Annotated in this window: 14 protein-coding genes; 5 read left to right on the top strand and 9 right to left on the bottom strand. The window is 70.9% G+C overall.

The window, feature by feature from the left end; genetic code table 11:
• Positions 1 to 28 precede the first annotated feature (28 nt).
• Positions 29 to 1,171 (top strand): suppressor of fused domain protein, encoded by a 1,143-nt coding sequence (locus NE234_RS02180; RefSeq protein WP_252776369.1) that lies wholly within the window; start codon positions 29 to 31, stop codon positions 1,169 to 1,171.
• Between the two features lie 246 nt (positions 1,172 to 1,417).
• Here the strand turns inward: NE234_RS02180 and NE234_RS02175 are convergent, their stop codons facing one another.
• The 5 genes from NE234_RS02175 to rpsB are packed head-to-tail and all read right to left on the bottom strand — an operon-like array spanning position 1,418 to position 5,487.
• Positions 1,418 to 2,293 (bottom strand): phosphatidate cytidylyltransferase, encoded by an 876-nt coding sequence (locus tag NE234_RS02175; RefSeq protein WP_252776367.1) that lies wholly within the window; start codon positions 2,291 to 2,293, stop codon positions 1,418 to 1,420.
• Positions 2,293 to 2,850, bottom strand: a complete 558-nt coding sequence (frr, locus tag NE234_RS02170; RefSeq protein ID WP_252776366.1) for a ribosome recycling factor — start codon at positions 2,848 to 2,850, stop codon at positions 2,293 to 2,295. Before frr ends, NE234_RS02175 begins: the two co-directional genes overlap by 1 nt.
• Positions 2,851 to 2,864: 14 nt before the next feature.
• On the bottom strand, positions 2,865 to 3,632 hold the full coding sequence (gene pyrH / locus NE234_RS02165; protein ID WP_252776364.1) for a UMP kinase: 768 nt from the start codon (positions 3,630 to 3,632) through the stop codon (positions 2,865 to 2,867).
• A 52-nt stretch (positions 3,633 to 3,684) separates the two neighbouring features.
• Complete coding sequence (gene tsf, locus NE234_RS02160) at positions 3,685 to 4,521, bottom strand: translation elongation factor Ts (protein WP_252776358.1); 837 nt, start codon at positions 4,519 to 4,521, stop codon at positions 3,685 to 3,687.
• Between the two features lie 36 nt (positions 4,522 to 4,557).
• Positions 4,558 to 5,487 (bottom strand): 30S ribosomal protein S2, encoded by a 930-nt coding sequence (rpsB, locus tag NE234_RS02155; RefSeq protein WP_252776356.1) that lies wholly within the window; start codon positions 5,485 to 5,487, stop codon positions 4,558 to 4,560.
• Positions 5,488 to 6,071: 584 nt separating this feature from the next.
• Between rpsB and NE234_RS02150 the strand changes: the two genes are divergently transcribed.
• Positions 6,072 to 6,944: a M23 family metallopeptidase gene (locus NE234_RS02150; protein ID WP_252776354.1), complete on the top strand. Its 873-nt coding sequence runs from the start codon at positions 6,072 to 6,074 to the stop codon at positions 6,942 to 6,944.
• A 274-nt stretch (positions 6,945 to 7,218) separates the two neighbouring features.
• Here NE234_RS02150 and NE234_RS02145 read toward each other — a convergent pair whose 3' ends face one another.
• The gene (locus NE234_RS02145) at positions 7,219 to 8,412 is read right to left on the bottom strand and encodes a tyrosine recombinase XerC (RefSeq protein WP_252776352.1); all 1,194 of its coding nucleotides are present in this window, start codon (positions 8,410 to 8,412) and stop codon (positions 7,219 to 7,221) included.
• Positions 8,413 to 8,626: 214 nt separating this feature from the next.
• On the opposite strand from NE234_RS02145, the gene NE234_RS02140 reads away from it, so the two are divergent.
• The 3 genes from NE234_RS02140 (at position 8,627) to dprA (ending at position 11,853) form a co-directional block, all read left to right on the top strand.
• Entirely contained in the window at positions 8,627 to 8,983 is a 357-nt protein-coding gene (locus tag NE234_RS02140; protein ID WP_252776350.1) for a YraN family protein, read from the top strand.
• Positions 8,984 to 8,985: 2 nt separating this feature from the next.
• Positions 8,986 to 10,545: a YifB family Mg chelatase-like AAA ATPase gene (locus tag NE234_RS02135; protein ID WP_252776347.1), complete on the top strand. Its 1,560-nt coding sequence runs from the start codon at positions 8,986 to 8,988 to the stop codon at positions 10,543 to 10,545.
• Positions 10,546 to 10,698: 153 nt separating this feature from the next.
• Positions 10,699 to 11,853: a DNA-processing protein DprA gene (dprA, locus tag NE234_RS02130; protein WP_252776345.1), complete on the top strand. Its 1,155-nt coding sequence runs from the start codon at positions 10,699 to 10,701 to the stop codon at positions 11,851 to 11,853.
• Positions 11,854 to 12,232: 379 nt separating this feature from the next.
• Here dprA and NE234_RS02125 read toward each other — a convergent pair whose 3' ends face one another.
• The 3 genes from NE234_RS02125 to lepB form a co-directional block, all read right to left on the bottom strand.
• Entirely contained in the window at positions 12,233 to 12,544 is a 312-nt protein-coding gene (locus NE234_RS02125; protein WP_252776343.1) for a DUF2469 domain-containing protein, read from the bottom strand.
• A 27-nt stretch (positions 12,545 to 12,571) separates the two neighbouring features.
• Complete coding sequence (locus tag NE234_RS02120; RefSeq protein WP_406566920.1) at positions 12,572 to 13,333, bottom strand: ribonuclease HII; 762 nt, start codon at positions 13,331 to 13,333, stop codon at positions 12,572 to 12,574.
• A gap of 81 nt (positions 13,334 to 13,414) precedes the next feature.
• Positions 13,415 to 14,506 carry a signal peptidase I gene (gene lepB / locus NE234_RS02115; protein WP_308206823.1) on the bottom strand — a complete coding sequence of 364 codons (1,092 nt, stop codon included), beginning with the start codon at positions 14,504 to 14,506 and terminating at the stop codon, positions 13,415 to 13,417.
• Positions 14,507 to 14,553: the final 47 nt, after the last annotated feature.

The raw sequence follows: 14,553 nt of genomic DNA, 5'->3' as shown, positions 1-14,553 counted from the left end.
GGGCCGCACACTCACTACAGTCCCGTCTATGCCGGTATTGCGCAGAACGCCGCAGGAGACGCGTGTCCTGATCAGTGACACCAGCCCCTACGGAAGCCGTGTCCTCGAAGTCGAGTCCGACCACATCGCGACGGCGGCGTACCTCCGCCGCAGCGACGGGCATACCGTGGCCGCGGCCTGGATCGCCAACCATCAGGACGCGTCTCCCCACCCCGATCTCGCGCGGCTGAACGCGGGCCTGGTGCCCGCCATGCCGTCGAATCACACCAAGCACCCGAAGGGGCGGCCGGCGCCGGATCCGCGGTCGCTGGAGATCGTCTGGTTCGAGGAGGGCGACGGTGCGGCGGTCCTGGAGGACGGGCAGCCGCTCTGCGTGATCCCCGGTTGGTCGGACATGGACCGCGGGCTGCCCGGCTACAGCCGTGAGGCGCTCGGGCAGAGCCCGTTCGCGTTCGCGTTGGACGATGAGATCGAGGACCTGGGCCCGCGCATCCTGCAGGCGCAGGCGTTCTGGGAGTGGCGGAGCGGGGCCGGCGCCTGGGAGGGGTTCCAGCAGTCGGTCCTGGGGCACCTGCTCGGCCGTCTCGGACCGGGCGGCTACTACTGGCACGACGTCGGCCGGCAGTGGCGCGCCCGGCCGGGGAGCGGATCGGGCGGTGGCGAGCACCCCGTCGTCGGAGTGTCGGAACGACCGGCCCTGGACGACCGGTCCTACCGGGTGCTGAGCACCGTGGGCATGAGCTGCCAGCGGATGCCCACCGTGGAGTTGTACGAGGACAACGTCGGCGATCACGCCCGTATCGAGCTCGCCGTGGCCACGACCCTGCCCAGTCAGCGGGCGGGCAGCATCTTCCCCTGGCTGGCCCAGTACCCGTGGCGCGCGGTGACGTCCTTCGCCGCGGGGGACAACGTGAAGTGGTACCACGAGGCGAAGACCTTCCCGCTCGGCTCGAACTGGGAGGGCGTGCTGCTGCTCGACGACCCGGGCCGGCTGGCGGGCCCGGCCGCCCCGGACATGAAGGGATTCTCGTTCGGCGGCGACCCGGTGCAGTGGCTGTGGCTGGTGCCGATCACCGAGGCGGAGCGGCAGTTCGGTAAGGACGAGGGCCCGGACGCGTTGATCGAACGGCTGGCCAGAAAGGGCCGCAGCTGGATCGTCGGCGAGGACTGACCGCCGCGACCGTACGACGGCCGCCCGGGCGAGACGCCGGCGGCCGGACCGTACGACGGTGGCGGGATGGGTTCGACGACCGGGCCGTCCGAGACGGTGGAGGCCGTACGACGGGGGCGCGCGGGAACATCGACGGCCAGGCCGTACGAGACGACGGCAACGGTACGACGGCGGCGGGGCGGGCGGCACCCGTCCCCGGCCACCGTCCACGACGGTGGAGGTGGCCGGAGGATTCGAGAAGAGGGCTCAGGCGGGGACGAACGCCTGGAAGAGCAGCCAGACGACCGGCACGGTGGCGAGCAGCGAGTCAAGGCGGTCCATGACGCCGCCGTGCTCGGGCAGCAGGGTCCCCATGTCCTTGATGCCGAGGTCCCTCTTGATCATCGACTCGATGAGGTCGCCGAGCGTGGCGGAGCAGACGGCGGCGGCGCCGACGATGACGCCCTGCCACCAGGCGCCGTCCAGCAGCCAGGGCAGCAGCAGGCCACCGACCACCATGCACGTCAGCGAGGAGCCGGTGAACCCCTCCCACGTCTTCTTCGGGCTGATCGCGGGGGCCATCTTGTGCGAGCCCAGGAAGGAGCCCGCGAAGAAGCCGCCGATGTCGCTGGCGATCGTGACCGCGATGAAGACGATGATGCGGTTCGGGCCGTCGTCCGCGTGGAGCATGAGGACCACGAACCCCGCGAGGAACGGGACGTACGCGGCGGCGAACACGCTCGCCGTCGCGTCCCGTACGTACCCCTCCTGGCCGCCCGCCAGCCGCCACAGAAGGATCGCCAGCACCGTGAGGGCGAACGTCGCGACCAGCGCGGTCGTCCCCCAGACGTAGGTGCAGACGAGCATCGCCAGCCCGCCCGCCATGAGCGGGACCGGCGAGATGCGGATGCTCCGCGTCCCGAAGGCGCGGATGAGCTCCCACGCGGCGACGCCGAGGAAGACCACGACGACGCCGAGGAAGATCTCCTTGATGGTGTACAGCGACACCAGGACGACGGCGCCGAGGCCCAGGCCGACCCCGACCGCGATGGGGAGGTTCCGGCCTGGTCTACGCTTCTTGCCCGTTTCCGCCTGTACCTCCGGGATCTCCGGGACGGGCGTGGGGGCCTGCTCGAGTCCCACTAGACCTCGAGAAGCTCGGCTTTCTTGTGCTCGAGCAGCTCGTCGATCTTGGCGACGTGCTTGTGCGTGAAGTCGTCCAGCTCCTTCTCCGCCCGCCGCACGTCGTCCTCGCCCGCGTCGCCGGCCTTGGCGAGCTTGTCGAGGGCGTCCTTGGCGTGGCGGCGGATGTTGCGGATCGAGACCCGCGCGTCCTCCGCCTTGTGCCCGGCCACCTTGATGAACTCCTTGCGGCGCTCCTCGGACAGCTCCGGGAACACCACACGGATGATCTTCCCGTCATTGCCCGGGTTGACACCGAGGTCGCTCTCGCGAATGGCCTTCTCGATCGCGGACAGCGACGACGCGTCGTACGGCTGCACGATCACCATGCGGGCCTCGGGCAGCGTGAAGGACGCCAGCTGGTTGATCGGCGTCGGCGTCCCGTAGTAATCCGCCGTGATCTTGTTGAACATCGCAGGCGTCACGCGACCGGTACGGATGCCGTTGAAGTCATCCTTGGCGACCGTGACGGCCTTCTCCATCTTGTCCTCGGCCTCGAGGAGGATCTCGTCGATCACCTTCGGCTCCCGTTTCAGCTCTCCGCCGGACTTACCAATGTGCCGATCTTCTCACCGCGGACGGCCCGCACGATATTGCCCTGGCCCATCAGGTCGAAGACCACGATGGGCAGGCCGTTGTCCATGCAGAGGCTGATCGCGGTGGCGTCCATGACCTTCAGACCGCGCTGGAGGACCTCGCCGTACTCCAGCCGGTCGAACCGGAAGGCGTCCGGATTCTTCTTCGGGTCGGAGTCGTACACGCCGTCGACCTGGGTGCCCTTCAGCACGGCGTCGGCATTGATCTCCAGCGCCCGCTGCGCCGCGGCCGTGTCGGTGGAGAAGAACGGCTGGCCGAGGCCGGCACCGAAGATGACCACCCGCCCCTTCTCGAGGTGACGGATGGCCCTGCGCGGGATGTACGGCTCCGCGACCTGGCCCATCGTGATCGCCGTCTGCACCCGCGTGTCCAGGCCGAGCTTGTTCTCCAGGAAGTCCTGGAGCGCCAGACAGTTGATCACGGTGCCGAGCATGCCCATGTAGTCGCTGCGGGCGCGGTCCATGCCCTGCGCGGACATCTGCGCGCCGCGGAACATGTTGCCGCCGCCGCAGACGACGGCGACCTGCACGCCCTCGCGTACGACCTCCGCGATCGCCTCGGCGATGTGGCGTACGACCGCGGGGTCGATGCCGAGCGCCTCGCCACCGGCGAAGGCCTCGCCGGAGAGCTTCAGCAGCACCCGCTTCCAGCCATGATGAGACGACGGAGCCGCCGTCGTGTCGGTGGTCTTACTGTCCTGCACGGCGGCGGCTCCTTCGTTGTCTCTCAGCGGCTGGGGTCCTCGGGGCGGATCGTCAGAGCTGACCGACCCGGAACCGGGCGAAGCGCTGGACGTTCACCCCGGCGTCCTGGAGGACCTTGCCGACCGTCTTCTTCGGGTCCTTCACGAACGGCTGCTCGACCAGGACGAAGTCCTTGAAGTAGGCCTTCACCCGGCCCTCGACGATCTTCGGGATCGCCTGCTCGGGCTTGCCCTCGTCGCGGGTGATCTGCTCGGCGAGCGCCCGCTCCTTGGCGACGACGTCGGCCGGGACGTCGTCGTTGGTGAGGTACTTCGGAGACATCGCCGCGATCTGCTGCGCGATCTCCTTGGCCACCTCGGGGGCCTCGGTGTCGAGCTCGACCAGCACGCCGGTCGCCGGCGGCAGCGACGGGTCGGACTTGTGCAGGTAGCTGGCGACGTAAGCGCCCTTGAAGTGGGCGAAACGGCCCAGCTCGAGCTTCTCACCGATCTTGGCGCTGTTCTCGTCGATCAGCTGCTGAACGGTCTTGCCCGGCTCGATCTCGGCGGCCAGCAGGGCGTCGCGGTCGGCCGCGTCGCTCTGCGCGGCGAACTCGACGATCTGGTTGGCCAGGGCGATGAACCCCTCGTTCTTGGCGACGAAGTCGGTCTCGCAGTTGAGCTCGAGGATCGCGCCGTCGCCGGAGCCGTTGAAGTGCTCGGCGACCAGGCCGTTCGCGGCGGTGCGCTCGGCGCGCTTGCCGACGTCCTTCGCACCCTTGAGACGCAGCAGCTCGACCGCCTTGTCGAAGTCGCCCTCGGCCTCTTCGAGCGCCTTCTTACAGGCCATCATCCCGGAACCCGTGAGGTCCCGGAGCTTCTTGACGTCGGCGGCGGTGAAGTTCGCCATTGTGGTCTTGTCTCTCTCGTCGTCGGTCGTGGGCCGTCAGGATTCCGAGCCGGTCTCCGGCTGCTCGGCCGGCGCGGCCTCCGGAGCCTCGGCGGCCTGCGCGACCTCGGCCTGCGGGACCTCGGCCTGCGGGGCCTCGGCCAGCGCCTGCGGAGCGGCCTCGGCCGCCTCGCCCGACTCGCCCTTGCTCTCCAGCAGCTCGCGCTCCCACTCGGGCAGCGGCTCCTCCGCGCCCACGGCGGCGGGCTTCTCCTCGCCCGACGGGGCGGCGCCGGCGCGGGCCATCAGGCCGTCGGCCACGGCGTCCGCGACCACGCGGGTCAGCAGGCTGACGCTGCGGATGGCGTCGTCGTTGCCCGGAATCGGGTAGTCGACCTCGTCCGGGTCGCAGTTCGTGTCGAGGATCGCCACCACCGGGATGCCCAGCTTGCGGGCCTCGTTGACGGCGATGTGCTCCTTCTTGGTGTCGCAGACCCACACCGCGCTCGGCACGCGGGCCATGTCGCGGATACCGCCCAGGGTGCGCTCGAGCTTGTCCTTCTCACGCTTGCGCATGAGAAGCTCCTTCTTCGTCAGACCCGAGCCGGCGACGTCGTCGTAGTCGAGCTCCTCGAGCTCCTTCAGACGCGTCAGGCGCTTGTGCACCGTGGAGAAGTTGGTGAGCATGCCGCCCAGCCAGCGCTGGTTGACGAACGGCATGCCGACGCGCTGCGCCTGCTCCGCGATCGACTCCTGCGCCTGCTTCTTCGTGCCGACGAACAGGATCGTGCCGCCGTGGGCGACCGTCTCCTTGATGAAGTCGAAGGCGCGGTCGATGTAGGACAGCGACTGCTGCAGGTCGATGATGTAGATGCCGTTGCGCTCGGTGAAGATGAAACGCTTCATCTTCGGGTTCCACCGGCGGGTCTGGTGCCCGAAGTGGACGCCGCTCTCGAGCAGCTGCTTCATGGTGACGACGGGTGCCATGCCCGTGGTCCTCCTGTCCGGCCCAGTCGTTCTCTGGGCCACGTCCCGGTTGTTCTGCGTCCGTGCGCGCCCCAGCCATGACGCGTGTCATGGACCGAGAGGGCCGCCCCACCAACGGATCGGTGGCCGGCGGACGCGTGAATTCGGTCATACGACCGTTGAGGCAAGTGTACCGGCGGCTCACCCCGCCGTGGACTCCGCGCCTCGAACCCGGGGTTTTCCACAGCTTCGATCCGGGCCCTGCCCCGGGCGCGAAGGGCGCGAGCATGCTGTGTCCCATGGTCCTGCCCGCAACGCTCCTGCTCACCACGGCACCGTTCGCGATGGCCGCACCACTCCCGGTCTCCGCGCCGATCGCGACGACCTTGCACGTCATGACGGCTCCCGCGGTCACAACGGCCGTGCGAGCCGCCGACGCCGCGAACACCGCGCAGGCCCCGCCGGTCTCACCCACCGCGCGGGTCGCGATCGCTGTGGTGAACCCCACTGCCGCTGAAGTCCCACTGGCCGCGAATGTCCCCGCCGCCGTGAGGATCACGCAGGCCGCAGAAGTCACTGGTGCTTCGACGGCCACACCAGTCCGGATGGCCACGCCGGCCGTTCCCCCTGGGCCCGGCGAGGCGCGCTGGCAGTGGCCGTTACGCCCGCCCACGCCCGTGCTGCGCCGCTTCGACCCGCCCGCTCATCCGTGGGAGTCCGGGCACCGGGGAGTCGACCTCGCCGCGCCTCCCGGCCGACCGGTCTTCGCCGCCGGCGCGGGGCGCGTCACCTTCGCCCGCGACCTGGCCGGACGCGGTGTGATCACCATCAGCCACGGCACTCTGCGCACGACCTATCTCCCCGTACGGCCGGTCGTCCGCACGGGGCAGACCGTCGTCGCGGGCACCCGGATCGGCGTGGTGGAGGCGATGCTCGGTCACTGTGGGCAGGAGAGTTGCCTGCATTGGGGCCTGTTGCGGGGGGACTCCTACCTCGACCCGCTCTCGCTCCTCGGTCTCGGCCCCGTGCGTCTTCTCCCCTGGTGGCACTCCTGGCCGAACGCCACCGTGACCGGCGGGGAAGGACGAAGCCCGCGCACGCCGACCGGCCCCGCCCAGCAGGCCGAACGCCATCCGGTTCGCCGGCCGATCGCGCGGCCGCCCGCCTCATCGCCGGACGACCCACCCTCGTCGAGGGCTCCGGTCGGCACGGCCCCGGCGAGGACTGGGGTCGGCACGGCCCCGGCGATGCGACCGGTCGGCGCGACGACCGGGATCGGTGCGATCGTCGACCCCGTCGCCATCACGGCAGCAGCGGGGCTCGCTCTCTTCGGGTTCCACACCCGCCGCCGGATGAGCCGGATCCCCACCCGCCCGCGCCGCCACGACCACCGGACCCGCGCCCAGACGACCACTCGTCCCGGTGACCGCGCCGGGTCTCCATCCGGGCCACCCTCCGCGCGCCCGCGGCCACCGTGATGACGCCTGCGGCCGGATCAGCGAGCGCCACTACGGAGACGGCACCGCCACCTGGTCAGATCGCCGACGATCGCCTTGCGGGAGATCGCGCGGAGAGCAGCCGGACGACCGAGACCGGCACGGGCCGAAGACCCGGTGATCCCGGCTGCGAACCGATCGAGGAGCCATGAGCCACGGCGTGACCGGGACGTTCACCGAGCGATCCGTACAGCCATCGCTCATCGGGAGAAGCGGGTAGCGATCCGGTGCGGTCGCTCGGGAGTGGGAGGCGGCGTCATGCCCTCGGATGGGCCTGCCGGTAGGCGGCCCTCAGCCGTTCCGCCGAGACGTGGGTGTAGATCTGCGTCGTCGCCAAGGAGGAGTGCCCGAGGATCTCCTGGACACTGCGCAGGTCCGCGCCTCCTTCGAGGAGATGGGTGGCCGCGCTGTGCCGAAGGCCGTGCGGGCCCATGTCGGGCAGCCCGAGTTCCGCGAGCCGGTCATGCAGGGCGCGACGGACGACCGTGGGATGCACCCTGCCCCCACGGGCACCGAGGAACAGCGCCGGGCCGCTGCGCTCGTGCACGAGGGCGGGGCGGCCCCGGACCAGCCACGCCTCGACCGCCCGGGCGGCGGGCGCGCTCATCGGGACCGTCCGCTCCTTGTTCCCCTTGCCGATCACCCGGATCGTACGGCGCGCGGCGTCGATGTCGTCGACGTCCAGACCGCACAACTCCCCGATCCGGATTCCGGAGCCGTACAGCAGTTCGAACACGGCCTGGTCGCGGAGCGCGACGGCGTCGGTATCGCCATCCATGCCCGCGACGGGAGCGTCCTCTTCCGTGCCCGCGACGGGAGCGCCCTCGTCCGCGTCGCCCGCTCTTCGGGCCGGCGCCCGTTCGAGCAGTGCGGCGGCCTCGTCCTGCCGCAGCACCCTCGGCAGGGTCCTTCCCTGCTTCGGTATGCCCAGCAACGCCCCGGGATCGGTCGGCAGCAACCCGCGGCGGTGGGCGTAGGCCGTGAACACTCGCGCGGAGGCCGTCCGGCGGGCCAGCGTCGCCCGCGACCTGCCCAGGGCATGCTGCGCGGCCAGCCAGGCACGGAGCATCCGGACATCGAGGCCCGCGAGGTCTCCCAGGCCCATCCGGTGGGCATGCGCCAGGAGATCGGCGATATCGCCCAGGTAGGCCCGCACGGTATGACCGGACAGACCGCGTTCGGCCCGCAGGTGGCGCTCGAACCCGGCGAGCACCGCCCCGAACGCCGCGCCGTCCTCCGCGCTCACCGCCTCGCCATTCTCCGCGCTCGCCGCCTCACCGCCGTCGGCGTCGATCTCCCCGAGGGACTCCTCCGCGGGGAGGTTCTCGGCGGGGCCGGCCGGGGACTGCTGCTCGGCCGGTTCGCCATCTCTTCCCGTACCGGGCGACTCGGCGACGCCCGATCGGGGCCGGTCGGCGGGCGTCACGCCGGTCTGCTCGTTCGCTCCCATGGCGCTCCCTCGGGGACTCGTCGCCGCCGGGGTCGCGAAGCGGCCTCGCATCGGACGCGGGCGCCGACTCAACGACCCACCGTACGGAGGACACCCTGCGCGACCCGGAACGGCGAATCAAGTGACCGCACCGCCGCGCCACTTATCCACAGAACCAGATTCGGTCGACACGGTCGGGGCGCGCTCCGGCACTGTCGACGTCGGAGGTGAGCACATGCAGGCGAAGGACGCGCTCGGCAGGCAGGGCGAGCAGGCCGCCGCCGAGCGCCTGGCCCGGCTCGGCTGGCGGATCCTCGATCGCAACTGGCGCTGCGGCGAGGGCGAGCTGGACATCGTGGCCCGCGACGGCGCCGAGCTGGTGGTCTGCGAGGTCAAGACCCGCTCCAGCATCGCCTTCGGCACGCCCGTCGAGGCGGTGACGCCCGCCAAGGCCGCGCGACTACGGCGCCTGGCGGGCCGCTGGCTGGCCGCCCACGGCGTCGGCCATGTCACCGCCCGCATCGATGTCATCGGCCTGCTCGCCGACGGGCCCGGCCGCTTCACCGTCGACCATCTGAAGGGGGTGTGCTGACGATGGCACTGGCCCGAACCCGTGCCGTCTCCCTGCTGGGCGTCGACGGGGCACTCGTCGACGTCGAGGCCGCGATCACCAGCGGCGTCCCGGGTCTGCACCTCGTGGGCCTGCCCGACACCGCGCTCAATGAGGCGCGCAGCCGTGTCCGGGCGGCGATCCTCAACAGCGGCGAGCAGTGGCCCAACCGGCACGTCACGGTCAGCCTGTTTCCCGCGAGCATGCCGAAACGCGGCAGCGGTTTCGACCTCGCCATCGCGGTGGCTCTGCTGGGCGCGGAGGACGCGTTCCCCGCCGACGCCTGCGCGGGGACGGTGATGGTCGGCGAGCTGGGGCTCGACGGCCGGGTTCGTCCCGTGGCGGGAGTGCTGCCCGCGGTGCTCGCCGCCGCCGACGCGGGTGCCGAGACCGTCGTCGTGCCCAAGGCGAACCTCGCCGAGGCGTCACTCGTGCCCGGCGTGCGGATCATCGGGGTTCGTTCACTGCGGGCCCTGGTGGCGCGGCTCCGTGACCAGCCGCTTCCGGAGGAGATGGAGGACGATCCCGCCGAGGAGAATGCGACGCCATCGCGATTCAACGGCCTGGCGGCTCGTTCGCGGGCGCGGCGCGGTGATCTGGACCTGGCCGACGTGCGCGGTCAGGCCGACGCACGCAAGGTGCTCGAGGTCAGCGCCGCCGGTGGCCACCATCTCCTGCTCACCGGTCCACCCGGATGCGGGAAGACCATGCTGGCCGAGCGCCTGCCCACCCTGCTGCCGGAGCTCGACCATGACTCCGCCCTGGAGGTGACCGCGATCCACTCCGTGGCGGGCGGTCTTCCGACGGGCCAGCCTCTGATCACCCATCCGCCCTTCTGTGCCCCGCACCACACGGCGTCGCGGGCCGCTCTGGTCGGCGGAGGCAGCAACCGGCTCATCCAACCGGGGGCGGTGTCACTCGCGCACCGAGGTGTTCTCTTTCTGGACGAGAGCCCCGAATTCGCGGCCGGAGTGCTGGATGCCTTACGCCAGCCACTGGAGGAGGGGGAGGTGGTCATCGCCCGGTCCGGGGCGACGGCCCGTTTCCCGGCTCGGTTCACGCTGCTGCTGGCGGCGAATCGCTGCCCGTGCGCGGCCGCCAAGACGCGCGACTGCAAGTGCCCGCCGACGATGCGAGAGCGGTACCTCGGCCGGCTGTCGGGACCGCTGCTCGACCGGATCGACCTGAAATCAGAGCTGAAAGAGGTGACCCGTGCGGAGCTGCGATACGACCTGCAGCTGGCCGAGTCGAGCGCGACGGTCGCCGAGCGGGTGCTGGTCGCTCGCGACCGGGCCCGCAGACGGCTGGCCGACCTCCCCTGGCACACCAACGCGGACGTTCCCGGCCGGGAGCTCCGGCGCCGGTTCGCACCACCGCATCGGGCGCTCGCGGCGCTCGACGGGCCATTGGCCGATGGGCGGCTCAGCGCGCGCGGCCTCGACCGTGTCGTGCGGGTCGCGTGGACCCTCGCGGACCTCACCGGAAAGGACGCACCGACCGAAATGGAGGTCGATGAGGCGTTCGGGCTGTGGCAGGGGCGCTGAACAGCCGTCTAGAGAATCCGTCGAAAGGCCGCGCTCCCCCTGCCCAGAGGGCGCCGCATCCCCTCGCCGGACGCGTTCCCCTCGCCCCTCCGGGAGTCGCACGCTCCCCCTCGTCAGAGGGACGCATCCTCATTCGCCCCCAGAGGAGGCACCATGATCTCAGCGGAGGAACGGCTCGCCCGCGCGCTCCTGACCCGCATCGCCGAGCCCGGTGACGAGCTCTTAGGGCGTCTCATCGGTAAGGAGGGCGCGATCGGTGCGCTGGACGTCGTCCGCTCGGGCTCGCCGCCGGGCACCGGTTCGGCCGGTTCCGGCAAGGACGGTGCGGCCCGGCGGTTCGCCGCCTGGCGGGCCCGGTTGCCCGACGCCGACCCGGAGCGTCTCCTCGCCGAATGCGACGCGCTGGGGGGACGGCTCATCTGCCCGGGAGACGCGGAATGGCCGTCCCAGCTCGATGACCTCGGTGACCGCCGACCGTACGCGCTGTGGGTGCGCGGTGATCAGGATCTGCGGTTCGGCTGTCTGCGGTCGGTGGCGATCGTGGGCTCCCGGTCCGCCACGTCCTATGGGATCAATGTCGCCGCCGAGATGGGCGCCGAGCTGGCCGAGCGGGGATGGACGGTCGTGTCCGGGGGCGCGTTCGGCATCGACGCGGCGTCGCATCGGGGGGTGCTCGCGGCGGACGGCCTGACCGTGGCCGTGTTCGCGTGCGGGTTCGATGTGACGTATCCGAGTTCCCACGCCGGCTTGTTCGCGGAGATCGCTCGTTACGGGCTCCTGGTCAGTGAGCTGCCGCCCGGTGCTCCACCGACCCGCGGCCGCTTCCTGGTGCGCAACCGGACGATCGCGGCGCTGACCCGCGGCACCGTGGTGGTGGAGGCGGCACGCCGGAGCGGAGCGATCAGCACGGCACGGCACGCCCGCGACCTCCGTCGCGCCGTGATGGTGGTGCCCGGGCCGGTGACCTCGGCGGCGTCCGCCGGATGCCATGTCCTGTTGCGGGAGTGGGGCGAGGCCGTCTGTGTCACCGACACCGCGGAGGTCCTCGACCTGGTCGGTCTCATCGGTGACGACCTCGCGCCGGAGCGGCGGGGGCCCGTTCTCGATCGAGACCGGCTCGACCCGGTGACCAGAGACGTCCTGGAGGCGATCCCCGGGCGCGGCGGGGCGGGTACGGCACGGATCGCGGTGGCGGCCGGCGTCGATCTCGACACCGCGCTCGCCGGTCTGGGCGCTCTGTCGGCGGCCGGATTCGTCGAGCGATGCGCGAAAGGGTGGAGGCTGCGCCGCCGCTCCCCGGACCGCTGAGCGGATGCCGGCGGACCGATGGCCGGAGGCGGTCAGATGGGACAACCGGTGGATGATCACACGGGACAGCCGATCGGTGCTCGTGCTCGACGGCGGTCGGTGATCGGCCGAGACGGGCGTTGATGGTCGTACGGAACTGCCGATCGGTGCGGGACCGGGGATAGGTGGTCGTGCTCGACGGCGGTCGCCGATCGGACGGGACCGGCGATAGGTGATCGTGCGCGACCTCGGTCGGGGATCGGACGGGACCGGCGATAGGCGGTCGTGGGCGACCTCGGTCGCTGATCGGCCAGGGCCGGCGATAGGTGATCGTGCGATGGCCGGGAGGTGGTCGTGCGGGGCGGGCGGCACAGGTGTGCCGCCCGCCTGCGGCGCCGTGTCAGCCGTTGGGCAGTTCCAGGTCGCTCTTGGCAAGCTCCTCGATGTTCACGTCCTTGAAGGTCACAACCCGAACATTCTTGACGAAGCGCGCAGGGCGGTACATGTCCCAGACCCACGCGTCCTGCATCGTCACCTCGAAGAAGGTCTCGCCGTTGTCCGTGCTGCGCACCTGCAGATCAACGGTGTTGGTGAGATAGAAGCGACGCTCGGTCTCGACGACGTACGTGAAGAGGCCGACCACATCGCGGTATTCCCGGTAGAGCTGGAGCTCCATCTCGGTCTCGTACTTCTCGAGGTCTTCTGCGCTCATACTCGCGTTCCCTCCCCGAACCGCGGCTCAGGCGACGTCCGCCTGGTCGGCGGTGTCCTCATAGTGTGACGCCTCCCAATCGATCTCCCCAGCGTCTGAGGCATCGATTTCCGGTCCCGGCTCCGCCACGGCCACCCGGGCCACGTTGACGAAGGAGAGCCGATGTTCAGGACAAGGTCCATACTCCTCCAACGCCGCGGCGTGGGCACGAGTGACGTAGCCCTTGTGAACGCCGAAGCCGTACATCGGATAACGCTCGTGCAACTCCATCATGATCCGATCCCGGGTCACCTTGGCGACGATCGACGCCGCGGCGACGCACGCCGCCACCCGATCGCCCTTGGGCACCGGAAGCCCGGGGGCGCAGAGGCCCGGCACGCGGAACCCGTCCGTCAGGACGTAACCGGGCTCGACGCTCAACGCCGCGAGCGCCCGTCGCATTCCGGCGACGTTGCACCGGTGCAGGCCCACCCGGTCGATCTCCTCACGCGGCACGATGAGGGCGTGCCACGCCACGGCCGTGGCCGTGATCTCTTCGTACAGACGCTCCCGGCGCGCGGCGGTGAGCAGCTTGGAATCGGCCAGCCCCTCGATGCGGCGGCGACGCTCCGGCGCGAGGATCACGGCGGCCACGACCAGCGGCCCGGCGCAGGCACCCCGGCCGGCCTCGTCGACCCCGGCCACCGGCCCGAGACCGCAGCGTTCCACCACTCGCTCGTAGGCGTACATGCCGACGTCCCGTCGCGGGGTGAGACCACGAGGGCGGTGGGCTCGGACATCGATGTACACATCAGGCAGGGTACGTCGCGGAAAGGCCCGGCCGGGGCGGAACTCCGCGCACGGTGGGCGCTCGGCGCGACCGGTCACTCACTAGGACGTTCTCGGGCCGGCGCGCCGGAGGCGCCGGCGTCCGCCGGGGAGCGAGCCGCCACGGCGACGGCGCCTGCGCAGCAGCGTCACCGGCAGCGCACCGGCGAAACCCATCGCCAGCGGAACCGCGGGCAGTGCGCCGTCGGCGAGCGCCAGCCCCGGCTGGCCGAACGTCTTGGGAATCGACAGCAGCTTGATGCGGGTGACGGGCCAGACGACGATGAACGCTCGTCCGACGACGCGATTCTCGGGGATCGTGCCGCCGCCGGGGTCGCCCAGGTGCCCGCGGGAGTCGTAGGACACCTCCCGGTGGTCGCCCATCACCCAGAGCCGGCCCGCAGGCACGGTGATCTTGAACTTGGTGTCGGACGGCTTGTTCTGCTCGTGGGTGACCGGATCGGTGTAGAGGTAGCCCGTCTCTTCGAGCGGATGACCGTTGACGGTGACGCGGCCCTGGGCGTCGCAGCAGGCCACGTGGTCGCCGGGCACGCCGATGACCCGCTTGATGTAGTCCTTCTCCCCCGGAACGACCCCGAAGGCGCTCCCGATGGCGTGCAGGACCTTCGTCACCGGGTTGCTCGGCTTGGAATACCGGACCTCCGGGTCCCAGGAGTCCAGGCCGTTGAAGACGACGACGTCACCGCGCTTGATGTCGCGCGTGTGGTACACGATCTTGTTGACCAGGACCCGGTCGCCGACCTTGAGGGTGTTCTCCATCGACTGCGACGGGATGTAGAACGCCTGGACCGCGAACGCCTTGATGACCATGGCGAGAGCGAGGGCGACCCCGATCAGGATCGGCAGCTCCTTCCAGAAGGAGCCCTGCTTCTTCTTCCGGGAGCGCTTGCCGTCACCGGACGCCTCGCCGTCCGAGGGCTCGTCCGGTCCCGCAGGCCCGGATGACGCCGCCGGGCGGGACGATCCGGCCGGCTCGGACGATCCCGGCTCGCCGGCCGTCTCGGCCGCCGATCGCGGATCCCCCGCCTCCCGGTCGTCGGAGCGCGCGCCCTCCCGGCCGTTCTGCGAAGCGTCGTGGCGCGTGTCACCGGCGGTGGCCGCGGGCTCGCGCAGGCCCTGCTCGTCGTCAGTCATCAGGGGAAGCCTAATGCCCGTGAGCCTCGGTGGCGGCCAACGTCAGC

The sequence above is a fragment of the Actinoallomurus rhizosphaericola genome (assembly GCF_024055675.1).
Taxonomy (GTDB): Bacteria; Actinomycetota; Actinomycetes; order Streptosporangiales; family Streptosporangiaceae; genus Actinoallomurus; species Actinoallomurus soli.
The sequence above is the reverse complement of the archived record's forward strand: the minus strand, read 5'-3'. Positions and strand labels throughout refer to the sequence as shown.